Raw genomic sequence first — 19,802 nt, 5'->3', positions numbered from 1 at the left:
AACAAACAGCCCCTTCATCTGATAGAAGGAGCTGTTTTTTTATTCATTCAACAAGGCAAACCATGCTTTCTGGTAAACTTTCTGGCCAAACCCTTTAAATATAGACTTCGTGCTCTTAGACAAACGTTTTCTTGTCTTTTCTTCAGACATGATTTTTATTACCCTGTCTGCCAATTCATTTTGGGTTTTAACTAGATAACCATTTTTCTCGTTCTGTATCATATCTTTAGGGCCGTATTTAATATCATATGATGTTACCGGTGTACCTGCGGCTAAGCTTTCAAGAATGGTTAGTCCAAATCCTTCAGATTTTGAAGTGAGGATTGAACAAGCTGCTTTTTGATAAACCTCAATTTTGTTGTCTGTAAATCCTTTTAATTCAATATTTTTCGTTAAGTTTAATTTTTCAATTAGTTCTTGAAAGTATGTTTCATGCTCACCCGCGCCATAAATTTCGTATTTCGCATCTGGAATAACATCAACTACTTTTTTGAATGCCTTTATAGCTTCCTCTAGACCCTTTTCTTTATGATAGCGGGACAAAGTTACCGCTAGGTGCGGATTAACCTTAGAATTATCCTTCTCAGTGTCAGGTTTACTTATTCCATGTGGAATAACGCGATAATTCAATCGCTCTCCAAACTCGTTTGAAAAGTCATTTTTTTGTTCCTCAGTCAAAAACACAATCTGATCAAATTTATCAGGGTTCTTGAATAAAGCATTATATTGTTGACTTAATTCAAATTCACCCTTCTCATTTAAATCGTAATGATTAGTGTGCAACACAACAACTTTTCTCACATCAGATAATCTTTTATCCAATAATAAACTGAAATTTTTAGGGTTGTCAGACATGATGATTGGTGATTCAATCTCTTTTGTTCGATTAGCTATCCAATATGCCGCCAGGTCTTCTAGGTTCTTAAATTCTAAAGGCTCGGGATAGAAAAGATTGCAGCGGAATATCTCTTCATCTTTAGGCTTTAACCATGTTGTGAGATAACATTTCCCATCCTTTCCGAAATAACGATCTAACTTTGGTTTGTTGCTGAACAAATCCATTTGGCGTTCACGTACTAAATAACCATCCTCGTTATATTCTTCTCTGCGAAGCCTGTGTCTAGCTTCATTCATGTAATCAATATATGCAAGCCGTCCATTGTTATCGAACTTTTTGTACTTTACATACAGACCATCTTTGAAGTAACGAAAAGCATTGTTTGCTTTAAAAACGATGAAGCCTTCTTCTTCTTTATTCGGATTCCCTTTTATACGATGATCTTCTTTACTGTTCTTAAAAGGATCTAGATCATTGAATAAATTATAAACCTTCACTCTTTCATCCAGTTCATTGGTATTATAAAGATTTTGAATGATACTTCTATGATTCTTTTGAAAAAGAATGGTTAGAAATTGAGTTTCTTTATACTCTGAAACGAGTGTATTCGCTCTATGTATTGTTGCTTTGGTCATACCGCCTCTTTTTGTATTTAAGGAATTAAACAAAAAAACCGGACTTACGAGAGACATATTTTATCCCCTTTTCATATTTTTTCACTAGATTATATTACTATAAATGAAATTTTAATGAAATAGTCATATAAAAAGAGAATAATTACAGAAAAACCCTCCTTGCATTAAGAAGGGGTCTTTAATCGATCAAAACTTAAGTCTGGTTTATGACCTATAAACACTGTCAGAAATTAAGCCATTCCTCATCTAAAATTCTTACTGCATGTTCTGTCTTTAGTAATGAAGGGCCATCAGCAAGGTACTGAGTTATTTCTTGTGTAAGCAAACAAGACCTCCGAAAGTTCTCAACTTTCGCTATTTTTAGAGTTATGTTAGAATAAAATGAGAACATACGTTCTTTATTTGTTGAGATTAGTTACTGTATTGTGGAGGATTGATGGTTTGAAAACAATTTTACTATCTGATGGACGAGCCTTAAAATTAACGTTTGAAGAAACGAGAAAACATTTTCTGCCGATGATAAAAAAAACAATAAAACAAACTAATAATAAATTTGTTTTTAACTTTATTGATGAGGAAGATTTTTCTCAAGAGTTAGAAATTGAACTTTGGAGAGCATATGAAGGTTATGATTTCAATTATGGAACGTGTTTCTCAACATATCTACATTACAAATTGAAAAAGGGAGTACGTAATGTAACGTATTCTAGATACACTTTAAAAAATAAAAATAAAGGGATTTTATCTATAGATACCCTAGTAAATAACAAAGACCTTAAAATGATTGACATATTGCCAACAATTGATTATTCACTGAGCAATCTTGAATCCAATGAACTTGTTAGAATTCTTCTAGAGAATACACCTCCACAAGATAGAGACGCACTTCAAGTAATACTTGACAGAGAGACTTTTTCTGTTTCAGAATATGCAGCAAAACATCAAATTTCTCGTCAAGCCGCTAACCAAAGAATTATTAAACTTCGAAAACACCTTCAAAATATAATTTCTGAAAAATATCTCCTTACAAACGATTGAGCTAACTATTTGCAATCCAAAGATCATTAATTATTTAATGATCTTTTATTTTTCTCTTTCTTTTCATCGTTTTCCTTAGTTTATTCCAAATTCTCTAAGCTATAAGATACATAATCAATACACGGAATTTTAATTTTACATTTACATTTTTAAATTGCGGGATAGAATAGTAGCACTCAAGAAACTCAATAAGGAGAGGAGCTTTTTTATGACTATTTGCATTAACAAAAAAGGGTCAAGCGTTCCGGTCTACTCAAATTACGGATTAACTACATGGGGATCTAAAATCGGAACAGTAAATTCTAATGAATTATTTGTTTTTTATGGGACGTTTACAGAAGCAAATGGTGCAGTTTCAATCGGTTTTTATTCACCTTCAGGTTGGCGACAAGGTTACGTCAAACCAAGTGCTGCCACTGGTTCATTTTTGACAAAAGCTTATATAGCGAAATACGGAACATCTGCCCATGGAGGAATTGCATTTAAAGTCCTTCATCGCCAATCTCGTATTTTTTCTGGCACAAACGTTATTACTACAGTAAAACCAGGCGGTAAGATTATCACTGATGGTTATTCATCTTCTGGATCATCTTATCCATACCGCTTAAGTATTAAAGGATATATTCATGCTGGAAGCACCAAATACCATAAAGTAACGAATGGCTGGTGTGACACTGATTTAGAAATCGGGAAATCAATGTACAATACAGTTACAATCGACGGTAAGTGGGTATGAAAAAGAAAAAGCTAATACACTAATCAATATAAAAAGAGGCATAAAAATTCTAACTTATGCCTCTTTTTTATGTCTTAATCTAATTTAGATCCTCTGCTAATCTCGTTATCCCCTCGTTTTATATTTATATTGGCCTCTAAACAGTTGGATGTTCATAATAATCACTACATATAACCTCCCAAAAATTCTTTCTGCTACTTCAATAATGCTTCAAGTTTCGCCTTTGTATCTGGTCCGTAAATGCCGTCTTGACGAAGCCCATACATTGACTGGAAACGTTTCACTGCATTTGCCGTCTTCGGTCCATACGCACCATCAATACCAAAATTTTTTGCGTTTTTATCTGGATAATAATGAAGAGTCGCTAACGCAGTCTGGATCTGTTTTACAGATTCCCCTCGGGTTAACGGGTTTGTGACTTTAAAAGTACCCGCAGGCAAGCTGAATTTTGACTTTTGAGTGGATTTAGGCTTTGACGATGTTGCTTTCTTCTTGCCGCCGCTTTTCAGCTCGTTATCGCTTTTGATATAGGAGACATTCACATATCCGTGGAATGTCTGGCCTTTTGAATTGGTGTATTCAACATATCCCCATCCGTTGACAGTTGATCCAAGCTGATATTTTACAACCGTGCCATTCGGCAGGTTAAGCACCATGGAAGAAGAGGCGCTCCGTTGTGTACGTAGAACAAGACCGTCACTTGAAACTACCGTGTTTTTAATGAATCTTCCTGTATCTGTATGGGTAACATCCGGATTTGATACCGCAGGCACCGTTACAACCACACCGGCCATTCGTTTTTTAACACGGGTCTTAAAATCGACAAACCCTTGAGAGTTGCTTACCCACGGCGCCGGGCAGATTTTATGTGTGATATCGTAATGTCGAACAATGTCATTGATTGGATCGAGTTTATACATTTTGCACAGCTCGGCACAAACTTGTTCTGCACGAGCGATGGTATCCGGATGGAAAGTGCCGTTCTTTTCAATGCAAAGCTCCACGCCGATAGATAAGAAATTTGCATTCGGTTTCAGCGCCGCGACACCCCGGTAAGGCTGCCCGTTAACGAATTGCTGGACGTCATTCGCGTGATAAGCCACTTCATTCAACGGAATGATGCAAATAGCCTCTGTGCGATCGACAAAAATATGTGCAGATGCAAACGTCTGTTTTTTCTCAGATAGATTTCTGTTCTGTGCGGGGAGCGTTTGACCAAAGTATCTATAATGATTGGCAGCAGGCGCGCCGGGGTTTGCCGTGTAATGCACCACCAGTTTCTTCACGCCGTTGTTTTTGATTCCCGGCCGCGTCCATTTGTTAATATCAATATATTGGTTTCTGTATGCTGACATAAAAATCTCTCCTATTCTGTTTTTGAATTCAAAAAAGCAGCCGGATTAACCAGCCGCCTGATCATCTTTTTCTTTTGTCTGATCGTTGTCGCTTTCAATTACGTGAAGCCGGTCAGTGATGACGGCCGGAATTTTAACGCCGATCTGCGCCAAATTCTCCGTGATGGACAGGCCCTCATTTGCGATATAAAAAAGAACGGTTCCAAAGGTCAGAACACCGTTCAAATTTGTTATCGTGTCAATAATGTTGGCGACGATGACCACCATAAAACTGAGCATCTTCCGCACATATCCAAACCACGCGCTGCGGCTCCGGAGCTGCTTCATTTTCCACGCTTTGATAATGCCGGTAATAACATCCAAGATGCTGAGGATCAGAAGCAAGTCAAGGTATTTCACCTCCCCGAAAAGATATGTTCTTGCGATCTGTAAGCTTTCAACATTCAACATCACTTGTATTCCCTCCATTGTTAATCACCTCCTTCGAGGCAAAATAAAAACACCTCTGGGGTGTTTATCAGCTCCCGGTCCCGCCCACATCCACACTGATTGGCTGTTCTGTAGCGGGATAGGTTAAACCAGTGATTTGTTTATACTGGTCTTCAGTAATTCTGTTCAATTCAACAAAACGGGCGACATTCGCGTTTGTATAATAATTCCGGCCCCAGCCATAAATGGTCTTGATATTTGTAAACCAATCCATTATGCTTTTCCTCCCTCTGCCAACATAAGAAGCAAGTCAGCCAATATTCTTGACTGTTCCTCGGCTGCGCTTTGAGCTTCTGCCAACTGCTCCATAATGACAGCATTCTGCTGTTTTAAAATATCAACAGCCGTTGGTCCTTGAACATTTTTTGCGTGCTCTAATATAGAATTCTTTTCTTCTCGTGTAGCCGATTCTATCCATATCTGTTTGCTAGGATCGAATTTCGCCTTAAAAAATGAAGGTGGTTGAATTAGCGTGCAATTTTCAGGAATAATATAATTTCCTTGCTCATCTACTTCGCTAATAATAGAAGGTCCGATAAAAATAAAATCTTCTCCATACTTGTATGCTTGAATCATGTTGCAGTTCCTCCAGTTTGCAGCGGCACAGATACATCTATATAAAAACCATCTAATCTATTTGAATCAAGTGGCGTTGGATATTTAATCTTTAAGTCACCATCATCGTATACAATCAAATTTGCCGTTCCCCCTGTTCCACTTAGAGCAACCGAAACGACAGCCCCTCCTATCGGCGTGTACTCAACTGGTATTGACCCAAAAATAATTTCAGCATCTACCCTTACGTGACCTCTTAATAACAACAAAGAACCCGATTTTGCATATATTGGCGTGCGTGTCCCCACGGTAGCACCGTTTTTCAGCGTAATATTTTGCCACACAGGATTTTCAAAATCATTATTTGTAATGAGCCGTTTCCATCCTTTAAAAACACCGTTAGTATGAACCGTAGCATGCCATAAAGTGTTATCATAGCTACGCCAAGCTATGATGGACTTTCTCCCAGAATCGCCTTCGATAACATCATAGTTAAACCATGAGCTATCATTTACAACAGGATTGTTTTTAACTGATGTGCCATTCGCATAATAATAACCTGAACTTAACGCTAGAACGTCTGTCTCATTTACTAATTGTGTTCGTTTTCCGTCATCCTTTGTCAACTTCGTCATCTGGCCGCCATTCCACTTGTCTTTTTCAGTTTTTGTTACGTGAATGTCCGTTTTATCGGCATGAACATCGACTTTTGATTGCGCCCCTTCCACTGACTCAAACTCACGCCATGACGTCCAAGAATCCAAGCCTGAGACTTTATTACGCATAAACTTTCGGCGGCCTGACGACGTTGAGTCGCTGCTGCTATAGGACGTATATTCCTGATATGCATACGTTCCGTAGTTGTGGACGAACAGATACCCGTTATTATTCACGGGCGCATTTAATGCTGTCGTGACACTGCTCATATAGTATAAGCCTGTATCTGTTACCGTATTGAAATCAGCACCGCTTAGATACTTCGCCAGCCCATTATCTTCCGTTAATTTAAAAAGCTGTCCTGCATTCCATTTATCCTTTTCAACTTTTGATGTATGTCTTTCTCCGTTGTTATCGTGTTGTCGAAAAGCATAGTAATCAGCCTGTTTGATATTATCGACTTTATCAAGTCCAACTTGTGCCGCAGTAACCTTGTGCGGATTTGAAGTGTCAGAGGTGTGTTTGTCAAAATCCTCTTTCTTTGCTTGTACGTCATTTGTTACAGCAGATAGCCCTATCTGCGCTTTTGTTACTCCATGTGGGTTACTTTTATCCTTTGAATGCTTATCAAGATTCGCCTGAACAGCGTCAGCCTTTTCTTGCGAGCCCTTTTTCGTTTCAACGGCTTCGAGATCGGCAAATTTCTCCCGTAATTCCTCAACGGTTTGACTGATTTCTTCAACGGTTTGGTTGACCCCGTCTCTCAGCGTTTCAAAGTCGTCAATGTAGTAGTCAGCTGTCGGAACGATGTTCTGATCTTCTAACGTTTTAGCGATAGAAAAGGTGAAAAATGAAGTTACCAGGGATTGTCCGTTTGTATAATATAGTTTGATTTCAGCCTTAACAGTTCCGTAATGCTTCAGTTCCTCATCAGACAAAATGTATTCAGCTGTACCATTGACTTTATCTATAAGCGTAAGACTCTTTTTATAAAATGATCCGTCAGCATATAGCAGAACGATTTTTGCATCCAATGCTGACAAAGGCAACGGTACGCCATCCTTCACAAAAGAAAAGGACAGCTTGGCGCTGCCCGTATCTTGCGTCATAAATTGTATGTTAGTGGTTCGGCCGTTTGACCGTCCGGCATTAATATCGAATGACACGCTCCCCGTTTTATACATCTTTGATTCCTCCCTTAATGCTGCGGCGTAACTAGCATCTGCGCTACCCCGTAACCTTTTTTCACATCGAACGGAATTTTGATTTTCATAACAGTTCCGTATCCGGCGCTTTCCGCCTTTGTTGCAACACCATTGATGGCAGAAACACTATCGCCGACTGTTACTGTTTCGTCGATCCTAACGAAGACTTGACCGATCAAACCGATTACATGCCACTCGTCCCTTTCCTCTCTTGGTTTGTATTCCGCTTCAGGCTTATAATTCGGATTTTCAATAGGGATCTGAAGAATTTCATTTCCATCATTCACCTCACGATAAACCAGTCCGCCAAATTCATCGCGAAGATAACGATCATTCCAATAAAACGATGCTCCACCGAGCACAACGCCGGCTGTTTTTGAAACAACGCCAAGAATCTTGTCCCCTACATGAGCTTTACGAATCTTATCGCCTTCTAACGCAACAAGATAAGATGCCTCAATCTTTGAGCCGTCGGCAGATTCAAAATACTCCGCTAAGTCCTTTAAATTAGACACACTTTCAATAGCGCCTGTAGCTCGAACATTCCCATTTTTAGCATTAAGTTCAATCTTTTTATTCGCTTCTGATGCGCTGCCATCACCATGCCCCATCGCAAGGGAATAAGATTTACTATTCTTTGTAGCCTTTGAAAACATAACACCGGAAGAAGCTCCGTCTCCGGTCGTATGCGAATCGTACGAAAACATTACACCATTTCGTGATCCTTCTGTAGATGCTCCACCTGCGTTACCAGCAATCAGATTTCGTTCACCCTTTGCAATTGTTGATCCGGTATTTGCAATGATAGCACTGTAATTCGTAAGTGGATGCCCGGAAGATGTTGCTGCGCGGAAACCGCCTTTAACGTTATTAGGAACGACAGAGTGCTTTTGGTCACCTAATACTGCCGCGTTTCTATAGCCATAAGCCCTTACTGCAAGGATGTTCGTTTGAGTATTCGGCGACGTAATGCCCGCTATACCATTCGAGCCGTGCAGTAAACCATTAACTAAATTTACATTGTATACGCCGCCTCCTATTCCGATCCCGTTAGGTGCTGATTCATGGCTTGCAAAATCGGAAATGAAGACATCATCTGTTCGTTGATCGCCGCCAACAATCCGAATGTCATATTCAGCAGTTTTAAATCCAGTTACTTGAAGATTGGTAACGTTTATCTTTCGACTTTTATATTGAAACGCAATAACTGAATCTCCTTTATAGTCGTATGTCGGATCCCCAATCGCTGTAAAACCAATGATTTTCACTCTCTGATATGCCGAAACAACTAGCGCCTTTGGAGCTAGTCCTTCATAAAGCGAATTGAACCTTGGTTCTCTTGACGTGCAGTCTACTAACGTCACATCACGTGCAGTCTCACTCCACGGATCCGTCGCTAAATGATGCCCAATGTGTCGCAAATCAAATGATCGGACGTCCCGAAAGGATTCATGACCTCGAATATGGACGTTACAAGGTGCCGGCCATTCTGCATGGGCCTTAACTTCTACCCCGCGGACGTTACCTTCAGTATAGTTATCAATCACCCAGACATGCTTAGAACCATCATCTACTTCAATACCGTTTGAATTGGCACCACCTTTACGATGTGCCTTCCCGGTAGGGTTTGTCATAACATTATGTGTAATGAAAACGTATTCGCTGTAGTGTGTTGTAATGCCATCGTCACCATAACCAGAGCCAACACAGCGGTCAATCCAAATATACTTACTGCCAGTTGCGGTATAATTTTTAGCAGTTATATCATATGTCGGTGCAGTTATATCGAAGCAATGCAACCCCGGATTAATACCCTCAACTTCACGGATGATACCGAACTTGACTTGCGCAAATGTCAAGCAGCTTGAATGTATCCCGCCAGTCGCTCCTACACCGCCTTGACGTTCCGGATTCCAATCAAGAGACATACCTTCAACAACGATATTCCGGTTCCCTAACGTATGATCAGCATTTGTAACAACCCACTCGCTGGCCGGTGTATCTTCATGGAGCTTAAGTGTAGTGACACCCATACCTTGACCAATCATATAAGTCCAAGATGGAAGTTTGACTCCTTTAACAACATATGTGCCGGCTGATAGCATGAGGCGAACCTTACCAGTGCCAATTGCTCTTTTAAACGCTTCTGAACTATCGGTTTCTCCGGTTGGATCAGCACCGAAGTCATCTACATTGACGGTTCGTTTAATCTTTTGGAGAAGCTTGTTATACTCTTTATCCAGCCGCTCCTTGAGCAATGGAGTTATATTTCCTTCAGCATCAACCCGCGCATCCACAACTTCTTTTACATTTGTTCCATCAGCATTTAAAATCAGGTTGCGTATCCGGTTATATAGACCATCGATATATGAGCGTAAAGAAAAGCCGCCATGGTCAATTTGCTCCGACGAGTGGGCTTTATTGCTCTTTTTATGGCTGTTTATCTCGTTTTCAAGACTATTCAATCCATTTTCAACGGTCTCAGCATCTGCTCTTTGTTCAGCAATATACCTTGCGTTTCTAGTGGTGTCATAATCCTTGATTAACTTGAATCCCAATGTGTCACTCTCCTTTCAAGACAAAATAAAAAACACTCTTAAAAAGAGCGCTTCTAAATCATCATTCTCAGTTTTTGTACATAACGCTTTTGATCTTTTAATCGCTTTTCTTGCTCCATCCGGATATCCTGAATATCTTTACGGAAATTAGCAAAGTTCAATGTTGGTTTTGCATATGGATTTAAGGGCTTATATTGAATGGAAAGCAGCCGGACATCGTCTTCATAGGTTACGCCATAAACTGTATCAGCCAACACATGAAGTGTGTCTCCTTTCCAAAAATCATCTTGTATGTTAAGAAGCTTTGGCTCATAGATGTATTCATAATCCACCTCGATCTCCATTTTCGGGTAAGGATTCACGTATTTTTTAAGCGCCTCCATCATGCTGGACTCTTTTTTATAACGCTCGTCGCGCAGTGGCTCAGCCCACCGCGGCATACCATCAAGCAGAAACTTATTTTCGTCAGGGTGCTTATAAAGGACCGGCTCAAAGACGTACTCCGTTTTTTTGCTGTCGGTGCTGCTGTTTTCCTTTATTGCTCCGTACCCCCGTGCTCGGGTAGAGCAGCCGTCTGTCGATGTTTTAATTTTAATGCCGGGCATATTATAACGAGAGTCGAGAGTGTGATTGATACGCTTTCCCATCTTTTTATAAACGTATATCTTGTAATTATCCACATCAAGCTCTAAGCTGTAGTCTTCCACAATTTCGCTTATCAGCTCATTCGCGAACTTATCACCAAAATTCTCCTGCTCCACACTTTTAAATTCACTTTCCTTGTCTTTGAAAATGTAAGAGAATTTCGTCCCCTTCAATGTGAAATCAAGCATTTTTCGTACAGTCAGTGTGCCGCTGATCGTCTCTTCTACATAATGATTGTTCAAAACGGCAACGAAAACATGGCTTGCAGAAACTTTCTTGCTGAGTGTTTTTTCCTGATCAACCTCAACCATCGTAATAAAGTATTTTTGATGGTTGAATTTTTTTTCGTCCAAATAAAGGATATTGTCATTTATGAGCAAATCATATTCAATGCCATTATCAGCAGTCCGAGTGATCGTAAACTCAATATCTTTTTTTCCGGTGGTGTCATCTAATAGATCCGGATCGGCTCCAATGACTTCGACCACTTGATTTCCGTCTTGGCTGGAAACATGCAACTGAGGGAAGTAAACGTCTTTTGGCAAGTTTTGATTCAGCGTAATGTCTTTACCATCATATTCTTTACTTGGTATATCCGGCTCAGGATCTGGTGTGCCTGGATTACTCGGTTCGTCTGGTACTCCTTCTGATGTATCATATTTCGTTAATTTATAGGTGAAAATGAGGCTGTTCAATTTTGTTGCGTAATTTGGGTCGGTAGCATACCCGGCTTTGACGAGAGCCGCAGTTGCTTTCTGATAATCTGTTTCCCCGACGACAGCTTTATAATGGTTTTTGTCCCAGCTAAGGCCATTCAAGTACAGGTTCGCCAGGTCTTGTATAGATTCTTTCCATGAAGGGTACTTCCTGAATTTAGCCGGAACTTGTACATTTTCTCCGTTGATAACTTCCCATGTCTGCATAATGACATATTGGCCGTTGTATTCGCCCTTCATACCGAAAAGATTATGCCCTTTTGTCGCCAATTCACTTGTGCCCCACGCGCTTTCTAAGCATCCTTGAGCAATGATCAGTGATGCGAGAATACGGTGCTTTTTATATATTTGCTGGGCGTCGCCGGCAATCTCTTTAATAAAATCTGTATTCGCCATATAAACCGCCTGCCTTACAAGTAGTAGAACCGTGTGTCAAATTCTATGACAAAATCATCGGCATTCTGAACTTCAAACTCATTCCATCCAATTTCGAGATTCGGCAGACGTCCAGATGTTTTTATTGGTTTATTATTGAGCAGCGCGTATTGCTTTAAAAATGATACCTGCTGTGACTTCTTCAACTCTTTTTCAATCGTTAATTTCTCGCCATTAGTATGATTGATTAGCGTTACATTCTTCCCCTTGGCGTTCAACAGGACGTTATACGCGTGATCTAGTGGATTGATTTGGACATCTCCGGAATTAAAGACAGAGAAACATTTCTGATTCTTAAAATAATAGACCAGGTTGTCATCTGATTGCAGGTTCATACCAATGTTCCAGTTCTCTCCTGACTGATTCTGCGCTGTTTTGGTTGAATGCTTAGACTCTGCCATTCCGGTAATATTGGTAAACTCGACAGAAAAAACAGCATGTGTTTTCTCCTTTTCTTTGGAAATGCTGAAATTCCCATCACACATAACGAGGAAACGGCGATTCGGCCATAAGTCAGTAGAAATATAATAGGCAAATGGCTTCACCAGTAAAGCATAGAGCTGATGTCTAAGTATATAGAAATTGTTGTGAATTTTTGAATTCAAATATACTTCTACAGTGACTTTTCTTGATGAGTAGGTCACATCACGTGGATGCTGTGCTGAGATAACACCATGACGCCGCGGGATCGTAATTGTTTCCCGATTGATAGCCGGAGCTTCCGCCAAAAAACTCAATACTTCAAATTGAGGGAGCAAGCTGTCAAGGCTCTGCTCCCCCAATCCGTTATCAAAATCCAAAAATAGTTTTACCAAGCAGGCTTACCCCCATTTCTATATTGTTTTCTTCTATATCGGTCAGCGCTCGTTTGGTCTACTCGGGCCCCGTCAATATAAGTGTTGTTATCTTTTAAGACCAGCTGTTGCAGTAGTTGAATGTTCTGCTGGAGAGCGTCAATCTGCTGCCCCATCATGCTGATTTGCCTTTCTTGATTCTCCACGACCCGAGTCATATCGATATTGACGCTTCTATCATTTTCAGGCTGTGCTGCGGATGCTTTTTGGAGTAATAGCAAAGCCTTTGAGATCATCCCTTCTTGCAGTGAAGGCAGTACGCCAAGCTCACGCCCAACCCGCGCCCACAATCCGATATTCCTTTCGCGGTATGCTGGATCTTTCGTAATGGTAGTTTCATCGTACCCTCGTTCGTTGAGGACGGCGAGCTTGGAGCCGCCGCGCCCCGGAGAAGTACCGCCCTTTGCATATCCCACATACGGGCCGCCGCGCGCCATTGATTTCAAGCCGGGATGATTTGATATATCTCCATATCGCCCTTTGATGTAATTAATGGCCGCCAGAATGTTGTCCACCGGATTAAGTATGTTGTTATGACCCGGAAATGCGTTAGAGGAAAACGTACTCGGAATGGTCTGCATTAACCCCCTTGACGGGTTTCCTGCTCTTGCATTGGAATCTGTAAGGTTAATGGCATTCGGATTTCCTCCTGACTCTTTCATGGCAATCGTGATTAAGCCGGGAACCCATGAAAACGGGACACCAGCAATGCCGACCGCTTCCGATACCCATTTTTGGAGCTGGGCAGATCCAGTTGTTCCTTTATAGGCATCTGCCGTAAAAAATCCCACATCCGGCAAGACCCCTTTTAAGAATTGAAGGGCACCGCTTTTTAGCGTTTTGAGAATACCAGTCCCTAACCCGTCTATTCCGGTTCCTGTTTTAAACGGGATCATTCCTTTGAAAATGCTGCTGATTATCTTTTGCGGCCCTTTGATAATCATATCCATAACGTCAGAAGCGACGTCCTTCGTTTTGCCAATGACATTCTTGCCGACAGAGACAGCGCCTTTCACCAGCTTTTTCGACCCCTCAAACGCATTCTTGAAGAAGTTTCCGACCCCATTTGCATAACCGGGAAGTCCTGTGGCAGCTGCTTCTTTCGACTGAGCGTGCGGAAGAACAGACGTGCCGCGCGGAAGATCCCACACTTGCGGGCCGCCCATTCCGACAATGTAAGTGCCGATGCCGGGCGTGTGAGCAAGCTCCCATCCTTCTTCGCCGACTAATGCCCGGCCGCCTGGGTGGAAGTCTGTTCCCTTGGCATAGGCTACCCCCGGTGCGATTTGCATAGAGGAAGGCTGACGGTTATCGTATCCAGCAGGCTTCCACTCTGGGATAGTATCCATGTGCATAAATTCTAAAATATTATTGATCCAGCCAGTAACAGCATTAACTCTCTCAGCCAAGTCTACTTTAAATAGGTCCCATACACCGAGTACCTCTCCAGTTTCTGTATTAACTTCGCTAATATGCCCAGCAGCTTGTTTTTTTGCCTCTTCTACGACACCTTTATGAGTTTCTTTTGCTTCTTTAATTGTCTTTTTAGCCTGACTCCTTGCGTTTTCAACGGTTTTATCGTGTTCTTCTTGAGAAATTGACCCTTTTACATAACGTTGCTCATCCGCGGCATCAATAACGGCATCACGTTGTTTCTTAGCTGCTTTAATTGTTTTCTCTTTTGCCTTGTTACTGTCTTTTATAACAGCAGCCGCTTGTTTAGCAGAAAGATTAGACGTCTCTTCTTTTAACTTTTTAGATATCTTTATCTGCTCAGCCTTGCTTCGTGAGAGCGCAGTCTCCATTTCAGAGAGCATTGCAATTTGGATTTTTGCTATTTCTTTATTCTCTTTTTCCGTGGTTTTTCGATTTTCGCGGGCGGCAGTCTTATAAATTTCATCTACTCGATCAACATACTTTTGGATCTTCTTTTGTTTTTTCTCGTTATAAGCATCAATTTTGCCAATGATTTTATTTTCTTCTTTATCAGACATTCCGTTATTAGAAGCATAAAATTCTTTCAGCACTTTAGTTGCATTGGTCGCGCTGGTTTTGTATCCGTTTTTCAAAGAATCTCCCATGTCTTTAAAGCGCTTTGACATGTCATCTGCAATATCAGTCGTGATGGTAGCATTGGTCGCTTTCAGGGTGTTCAGCTTGGCTGTAACCTCAATGTTCATGTCTTCATAGGCGTTGACGGCTTTTGCTGTGGATTTTGATACACCGTCTCCAAAATCAATTGTTGCCGGGAGCACTCGTTTCTTTAAATTGTCGTAATACTTAAATCCGGCATCAGCTAAAAGAGTCACACCCGTAATTAACGCGCCGACTGGTCCGCCTAACAATCCAAGTCCGCCACGTAAAAGACCGACAACAGCAGTGCCTTTTTTAAGTATGTTAAACAGGCCGAAACCGCTTTTTGCAAGCTTCATAAATCCGCCGGCCCCTTTTACGGCATTTAATCCGGTTTTGATAATTCCGGCGCCGAACTTTAACAGCTCAGGAGCAAAAGTAAGAACGAGTCCGGCAATTGTTCCGATTGGACCGCCGAAAAGAGTTAGACCAGTACCGGCCACACGGGAAGCGCCGCCAAGTCCGCGCATCGCTTTCGAGCTTCTATTTGTCGATTGCTCCAGCCGGCCCACTCGCGTCGCTGCCACGGCGTTTGTTTGGTTGAGCCTTTCCATTCGGGTGGCTGCTACCGTTGCCGCAGTGGAGGTTGTCGCAATACCAGCTGCCGCTGTTCGGGATGCAGCACCTGCCGCAACAGCTTCAGTCGTATAAACGCCGAGACTTGCAGATGCCCGATTGACGTTACCGGTTAAATATCCTCCAGCCGTGCGGAGCATATTCCAGCCTGCGGCGATCCTCGGTAAAGCTCCAAGTACCAACAGAAAAGCCCCGCCCAAAAGAGAAAATACCGTAACTGCTCCACCTGTAATAGCGATGGTGCTCGCCACAGAGTGTGGTAAAGAATCAAACCATGTCACTAATGATGTCAGTCCGTCAGTAGTAGCCCTGATAATTGGTATAAACTGATTTCCTATGGTGATGACCGCGTTATTTGCTGCAGATTTCAGATATTCTACAGATCCGGCTAGGTTGTCCATCTGCGTGTCAGCCACTTTTTCAGCAATGCCGCCGCTGTTTTCTATTTCCGCTGTAAATTCTTGCAGTTTATCTTTCCCTGCATGCATGAGTGTGATAAAACCTGATAGAGCATTCTGTCCGGCAAGCTGCTTGGCGATTCGGATTTGTTCTGTTTCAGTATAATTTTTTGTCTTTTCTGTGATCTGTCCCATGATGTCGGCCAGCGGGCGCATCTTGCCAGTAGAGTCCGTCACTTTCAGACCTAATTCCTCAATTGCGGAAGCCGCCGGCTTAGGCGGAGCCGCCAAACGTGTCAGCGTTGCTCGAAGGGCTGTTCCGGCCATGTCTGCTTTAATTCCGCTGTTTGCCATAATACCGGTTGCTGCAGCCAACTCTTCCATGCTGACACCTGCTGTTTTAGCAGCCGGAGCCGCGTATTTCATCGTTTGGCCAATCTCTTGCAAAGTGGCATTAGAGTTCGTGAACGTATACGTCATTGCATCAGCAACACGGTTTGTGTCCTCTGCCTTAATATGAAATTCAGTTAAGATGTCAGAAACGATATCAGCCGTAACGCCGAGGTCGGTTTGGCCGGCGGCAGCCGTCGCAAGCAAGCCGGGCATAGCACCGATAATTTGGTTCGTCTTATAGCCGGCCATCGCTAAATACTGCATGCCTTCGGCTACTTGCCCATCCGTATATTGCGTAACAGCGCCGAGATGTCTAGCTGTTTCTGTTAATGATGCCAATTGATCGTCCGTTGCATTCGCCAATGCGGCGACACGGCTCATATCTTTCTCGAAGCTTGCTGCGGCCTTAACGGTTGCACCGATCCCAAGCGCTCCGGCGGCACCAATTCCCGCTAACGCCTTTCCCGTGGCTGTTGCGGATTTATAAACAGCATTCAGTTCTTCTGATACATCCTTTGAATCCTTTTTAAAAACAGAAAAAACGCCTGCGGCTCGACTGCTGCTGTCTGACATGGTCTGAAACTCTTTGCCGACTTTATTCAGCTCTTTGCCGAGATTCTCATGAACCGCAATAGCATCATTCAAACGCCGCGCCTGAATCTGTGTCTCCCGGTTGTCTTTTCCTTTCTGTCTGACCAGTTCTTCATACCGTTGACGGTGTTCCTGAACTAATCTGCCTTGGATCTTATACTTATTGCTTAAGCCCTCCATCTGTGACTGCAAGAGCTTTGATTGGTTGCCGACATTTTTATAAATGCTCCCGGCTGCCTTCATTTCTGAATTTGCCAGGCGCATCTGCCTTTTTAAGCCTTCAATACCCCGGTTAAATCCTGTATCATCAAGACCGACCTTAACGACCATATTTCCTATTGGTTGAGCCATATGTATCCACCCCGCTTTCCTGGCAAAGATTCAACAAAAAAGACAGGCTATAAGCCCGTCTAAAAGAAGACATCTTCAAATTTCACTTCTTCTGGTTTATTGGTTTCGGTCAATATCTCTAAATAGTGATATATGTCCATCTCGTCAATTGCGTTCATACTCCACCCTTGTTGCAGGAGAGTAGCGTAAATTTCATTTATTTGCTCGATTCCGCGCTCGTAGGTGTATTCTTCTCCGTCTGTTCCGGCAAAAAATCCTGATCAGCAGCCTCAATTTCTTTATAGCCGGCAACTTCCGAGAGAATGCGGCTCACTTCTTTCGCAACTTCAAAAGATTCCAGCCCCTCAAATAATTGATCATAAGTAAATTGATTGCGGAATATCCCAACAATAAATTGCAGCTGTTTTTCGAGGATTTTGATGCTTTTCTCCAAATTATCCGCTGTTTTTTCCGCTTCTGCATTTAATCGTAATGCTTCAAGAAGTGTTTTTGTATTGGTCCGGGGTGCAATAAAAGTTTTGAATTTCTTTTCATCTTCGAACCATAGTTTAATAGAAATATGTTTTTGAGCCATGTTGACTCCTCCTTTTCATACGAATACAAAGGGAAGCTCTTAAGCTTCCCTAATCCCTAAGTTAAGCACCTAGATCTGTACTTGTTTTTTGATCGGCAGTGGATGATGTATAGGCACTGCCATACACTTTTTCATAAAACTTATCTAAATCGAAATTAGGAGCATCTTCATCCGCGATTACTTTATATACATCATCCTGGTCTCTTTCAAGAAATTCAGCTGACAACTTAGAAGTTTGAAAGTCCACTTTTTCTTTTTTTGTATTCCAGTCGTCATCAGGCAGCGTAAACCGACCTTGGACTAAGCCGACATATCGTCTTTTTCCATTAGCTTTCACACCAAAGAAAGTCATAGCAATCCAAGGCGGAGTAACATTCTTCTTAAATAAATACAGTCCGTCTGTGGTTTCCTCTATCCCAAACAAATTGACAAGGTGTTCTGGCGGAACATCTCTCATCTCTAAGTCTAATTTCGTTGAACCAGTTGAAACAGCAAGGTCAACTACCTTGTTATCAGCATATTGCTTTTCTGTAGATGAATCAGTTGCCATCTTTGCATTTATTGCATGTGGATAGTCGACAATCTTGCTGGCAACCCACAAGCCGTTTTCTTTTTTTAATGGTGCGTATTGAACGCCTTCTAATCCCACCATTGAGCTGTATTCAGGCATCATAAAACCTCCGATTATAATAAAATGTTTGCCTCAAACCGATAACCTTTTCGAATGAGGCGCTCTGATTGTAAAAATTCATTGATAAGAACTGTCGTTTGAAAATCCAGTTTCCCCATAACATCCAAGATAGCTGCCATAATTGGATCACACGACTGGTTGTGATACACATCAATTTGATACAAAGTGCTATCTTTAATTGGATGCCCGTCTGCCCATTCAGTCGTTCTGTACTCTAATTCTTGAACCACAATGTAAGGTGGTTGGCTTTCCAAACCTTCTGGCACAGCCAGTTCATAGATGTTTTCAGGGCCAGTCAGCATTAAAAGCGCTGGATCTTTTTCCAGCGCTTCAAATACTTTATTTTTTAGTTGTGATGATCTCTCTACTAGATTCACAGTTTAAAGCCTGCCTTTATGACTTTTTCCATTGCATCAAGCATCTTGCCATTCGCCTTTACCATACTCCGGTGTATAAATGGATTGGCAGCCTGATGGAGCGTGCCGAATTCCGGCAAGTGAACACGGAATTTTGTATCTTTTGTAGGGCCTACAACTGCGTATATCTCTCCGTCTTCGTCCCGCCTGATACGGCTGCCGACTATAATATCATCGTCAATGTGCGGATGACTTCCGCCAATGGAAGAGCGCGGAGCTTCCTCATTAATTTCCGCTGCCAAAACAGCCCCTCCGGCTTTTACTGCTGCTTTATGAATCTTTTCATCCTTACGGGCCAGATCAGCGAAAGTAGATTCAAGCTCTCTAAACCCTTTCAATTCCAATTCAAAATTCATCGGCTCACCACATTCGCTTTAATCGTAATGAAATGCCGCCGCGAATAATTCGGCAAGATAGCCTCAATTTCATATGAATCGCCCTGAAAGACGATTCGCATATGTTCATTGATATCTTCCCGGTGCCGGATTGTAAATTGAACTGTTTTTTCTTTTTGTATGGCCGCTGCAGCATAATATTCCCGGCCCTTTAAGCCCTCCGCCTTTGCCCAGCATTCAATAACTGTTTCCCAGCTATCATTTCCCTCCACAGGCAGACGGCCGCCGGGCTTCTTTTTTTGAAATTGAATGCGGTAACGCATATCATTCAGCATCTGACGCCCTCCCCGGCAATGTATATTTCAGCTGATTGATTAACGAGGTCAGCACACCGTCTAAATTAGATGTTGTACCAGCTATTTCCCTGTTCTCATACCAATGTGCCACAAAAGCATTTACGCACATAGCGGCCCGGGCTGATTGATTGGGAAAAGCAAGGCCCGTTGCCGAAGTGATGTATTCTTTTGCGGAGGCAATGAACGTGAGAATTAAATCGTCCTCCAGGTCACCATCAATCCGGAGGAATTTTTTCGCTTTTTCTAATTCTATTTTTTCAGCTTCTGTCATC

18 protein-coding genes are annotated in these 19,802 nt (G+C 41.9%); 2 read left to right on the top strand and 16 right to left on the bottom strand.

Annotated features, from left to right (window positions below):
- Window positions 1-39: 39 nt before the first annotated feature.
- Window positions 40-1,530, bottom strand: a complete 1,491-nt coding sequence (locus RAH41_RS20950; RefSeq protein WP_025852552.1) for a glycosyltransferase — start codon at window positions 1,528-1,530, stop codon at window positions 40-42.
- Between the two features lie 384 nt (window positions 1,531-1,914).
- Between RAH41_RS20950 and RAH41_RS20945 the strand changes: the two genes are divergently transcribed.
- Together RAH41_RS20945 and RAH41_RS20940 are read left to right on the top strand one after the other, a co-directional pair.
- Window positions 1,915-2,511, top strand: coding sequence for a sigma-70 family RNA polymerase sigma factor (locus RAH41_RS20945; protein ID WP_032859136.1), 597 nt, complete (start codon window positions 1,915-1,917; stop codon window positions 2,509-2,511).
- A gap of 208 nt (window positions 2,512-2,719) precedes the next feature.
- Complete coding sequence (locus RAH41_RS20940; protein ID WP_025852558.1) at window positions 2,720-3,247, top strand: hypothetical protein; 528 nt, start codon at window positions 2,720-2,722, stop codon at window positions 3,245-3,247.
- 194 nt (window positions 3,248-3,441) lie between these two features.
- On the opposite strand, the gene RAH41_RS20935 is transcribed toward RAH41_RS20940, so the two are convergent.
- From RAH41_RS20935 to RAH41_RS20865, 15 genes are all read right to left on the bottom strand, one after another.
- Window positions 3,442-4,602: an N-acetylmuramoyl-L-alanine amidase gene (locus RAH41_RS20935; protein WP_025852559.1), complete on the bottom strand. Its 1,161-nt coding sequence runs from the start codon at window positions 4,600-4,602 to the stop codon at window positions 3,442-3,444.
- 45 nt (window positions 4,603-4,647) lie between these two features.
- On the bottom strand, window positions 4,648-5,070 hold the full coding sequence (locus tag RAH41_RS20930) for a phage holin family protein (protein WP_025852561.1): 423 nt from the start codon (window positions 5,068-5,070) through the stop codon (window positions 4,648-4,650).
- A 49-nt stretch (window positions 5,071-5,119) separates the two neighbouring features.
- Window positions 5,120-5,305, bottom strand: a complete 186-nt coding sequence (locus RAH41_RS20925; RefSeq protein ID WP_025852563.1) for an XkdX family protein — start codon at window positions 5,303-5,305, stop codon at window positions 5,120-5,122.
- Window positions 5,305-5,667, bottom strand: coding sequence for a hypothetical protein (locus tag RAH41_RS20920; protein WP_025852565.1), 363 nt, complete (start codon window positions 5,665-5,667; stop codon window positions 5,305-5,307). Before RAH41_RS20920 ends, RAH41_RS20925 begins: the two co-directional genes overlap by 1 nt.
- Window positions 5,664-7,487, bottom strand: a complete 1,824-nt coding sequence (locus tag RAH41_RS20915) for a BppU family phage baseplate upper protein (RefSeq protein WP_025852566.1) — start codon at window positions 7,485-7,487, stop codon at window positions 5,664-5,666. The genes RAH41_RS20920 and RAH41_RS20915 overlap by 4 nt, the downstream gene beginning before the upstream one ends.
- 14 nt (window positions 7,488-7,501) lie before the next feature.
- Entirely contained in the window at window positions 7,502-10,066 is a 2,565-nt protein-coding gene (locus RAH41_RS20910) for a peptidase G2 autoproteolytic cleavage domain-containing protein (RefSeq protein WP_025852567.1), read from the bottom strand.
- Between the two features lie 53 nt (window positions 10,067-10,119).
- On the bottom strand, window positions 10,120-11,823 hold the full coding sequence (locus RAH41_RS20905) for a phage tail spike protein (RefSeq protein WP_025852569.1): 1,704 nt from the start codon (window positions 11,821-11,823) through the stop codon (window positions 10,120-10,122).
- 14 nt (window positions 11,824-11,837) lie between these two features.
- Window positions 11,838-12,677 (bottom strand): phage tail domain-containing protein, encoded by an 840-nt coding sequence (locus tag RAH41_RS20900; RefSeq protein WP_025852570.1) that lies wholly within the window; start codon window positions 12,675-12,677, stop codon window positions 11,838-11,840.
- Complete coding sequence (locus tag RAH41_RS20895; protein ID WP_331225239.1) at window positions 12,671-17,158, bottom strand: phage tail tape measure protein; 4,488 nt, start codon at window positions 17,156-17,158, stop codon at window positions 12,671-12,673. The genes RAH41_RS20900 and RAH41_RS20895 overlap by 7 nt, the downstream gene beginning before the upstream one ends.
- Window positions 17,159-17,354: 196 nt before the next feature.
- Window positions 17,355-17,732: a phage tail assembly chaperone G gene (gene gpG / locus RAH41_RS20890; RefSeq protein WP_014418189.1), complete on the bottom strand. Its 378-nt coding sequence runs from the start codon at window positions 17,730-17,732 to the stop codon at window positions 17,355-17,357.
- Between the two features lie 61 nt (window positions 17,733-17,793).
- On the bottom strand, window positions 17,794-18,402 hold the full coding sequence (locus RAH41_RS20885) for a major tail protein (RefSeq protein WP_014418190.1): 609 nt from the start codon (window positions 18,400-18,402) through the stop codon (window positions 17,794-17,796).
- Between the two features lie 14 nt (window positions 18,403-18,416).
- Window positions 18,417-18,800, bottom strand: coding sequence for a tail completion protein gp17 (gene gp17, locus RAH41_RS20880; protein WP_014418191.1), 384 nt, complete (start codon window positions 18,798-18,800; stop codon window positions 18,417-18,419).
- Window positions 18,797-19,195 (bottom strand): HK97-gp10 family putative phage morphogenesis protein, encoded by a 399-nt coding sequence (locus RAH41_RS20875; RefSeq protein ID WP_025852578.1) that lies wholly within the window; start codon window positions 19,193-19,195, stop codon window positions 18,797-18,799. Before RAH41_RS20875 ends, gp17 begins: the two co-directional genes overlap by 4 nt.
- Window positions 19,192-19,509: a phage head closure protein gene (locus RAH41_RS20870; protein WP_025852580.1), complete on the bottom strand. Its 318-nt coding sequence runs from the start codon at window positions 19,507-19,509 to the stop codon at window positions 19,192-19,194. Before RAH41_RS20870 ends, RAH41_RS20875 begins: the two co-directional genes overlap by 4 nt.
- The gene (locus RAH41_RS20865; RefSeq protein WP_025852582.1) at window positions 19,499-19,801 is read right to left on the bottom strand and encodes a head-tail connector protein; all 303 of its coding nucleotides are present in this window, start codon (window positions 19,799-19,801) and stop codon (window positions 19,499-19,501) included. The genes RAH41_RS20870 and RAH41_RS20865 overlap by 11 nt, the downstream gene beginning before the upstream one ends.
- Window position 19,802 lies beyond the last annotated feature (1 nt).

Origin of the sequence: Gottfriedia acidiceleris, assembly GCF_036421055.1 — a bacterium.
Taxonomy (GTDB): domain Bacteria; phylum Bacillota; class Bacilli; order Bacillales; family Bacillaceae_G; genus Gottfriedia; species Gottfriedia acidiceleris_C.
Note: the sequence above shows the minus strand (reverse complement) of the source record. Positions and strands in the feature narration are given on the sequence as shown.

Coding starts and splice junctions, on each gene's coding strand:
- RAH41_RS20950 (WP_025852552.1), bottom strand. CDS start 1,530: ATGTCTCTCGTAAGTCCGGTTTTTTTGTTTAATTCCTTAAATACAAAA.
- RAH41_RS20940 (WP_025852558.1), top strand. CDS start 2,720: ATGACTATTTGCATTAACAAAAAAGGGTCAAGCGTTCCGGTCTACTCA.
- RAH41_RS20935 (WP_025852559.1), bottom strand. CDS start 4,602: ATGTCAGCATACAGAAACCAATATATTGATATTAACAAATGGACGCGG.
- RAH41_RS20930 (WP_025852561.1), bottom strand. CDS start 5,070: ATGGAGGGAATACAAGTGATGTTGAATGTTGAAAGCTTACAGATCGCA.
- RAH41_RS20925 (WP_025852563.1), bottom strand. CDS start 5,305: ATGGATTGGTTTACAAATATCAAGACCATTTATGGCTGGGGCCGGAAT.
- RAH41_RS20920 (WP_025852565.1), bottom strand. CDS start 5,667: ATGATTCAAGCATACAAGTATGGAGAAGATTTTATTTTTATCGGACCT.
- RAH41_RS20915 (WP_025852566.1), bottom strand. CDS start 7,487: ATGTATAAAACGGGGAGCGTGTCATTCGATATTAATGCCGGACGGTCA.
- RAH41_RS20905 (WP_025852569.1), bottom strand. CDS start 11,823: ATGGCGAATACAGATTTTATTAAAGAGATTGCCGGCGACGCCCAGCAA.
- RAH41_RS20895 (WP_331225239.1), bottom strand. CDS start 17,158: ATGGCTCAACCAATAGGAAATATGGTCGTTAAGGTCGGTCTTGATGAT.
- gpG (WP_014418189.1), bottom strand. CDS start 17,732: ATGGCTCAAAAACATATTTCTATTAAACTATGGTTCGAAGATGAAAAG.
- RAH41_RS20885 (WP_014418190.1), bottom strand. CDS start 18,402: ATGCCTGAATACAGCTCAATGGTGGGATTAGAAGGCGTTCAATACGCA.
- RAH41_RS20875 (WP_025852578.1), bottom strand. CDS start 19,195: ATGAATTTTGAATTGGAATTGAAAGGGTTTAGAGAGCTTGAATCTACT.
- RAH41_RS20870 (WP_025852580.1), bottom strand. CDS start 19,509: ATGCTGAATGATATGCGTTACCGCATTCAATTTCAAAAAAAGAAGCCC.
- RAH41_RS20865 (WP_025852582.1), bottom strand. CDS start 19,801: ATGACAGAAGCTGAAAAAATAGAATTAGAAAAAGCGAAAAAATTCCTC.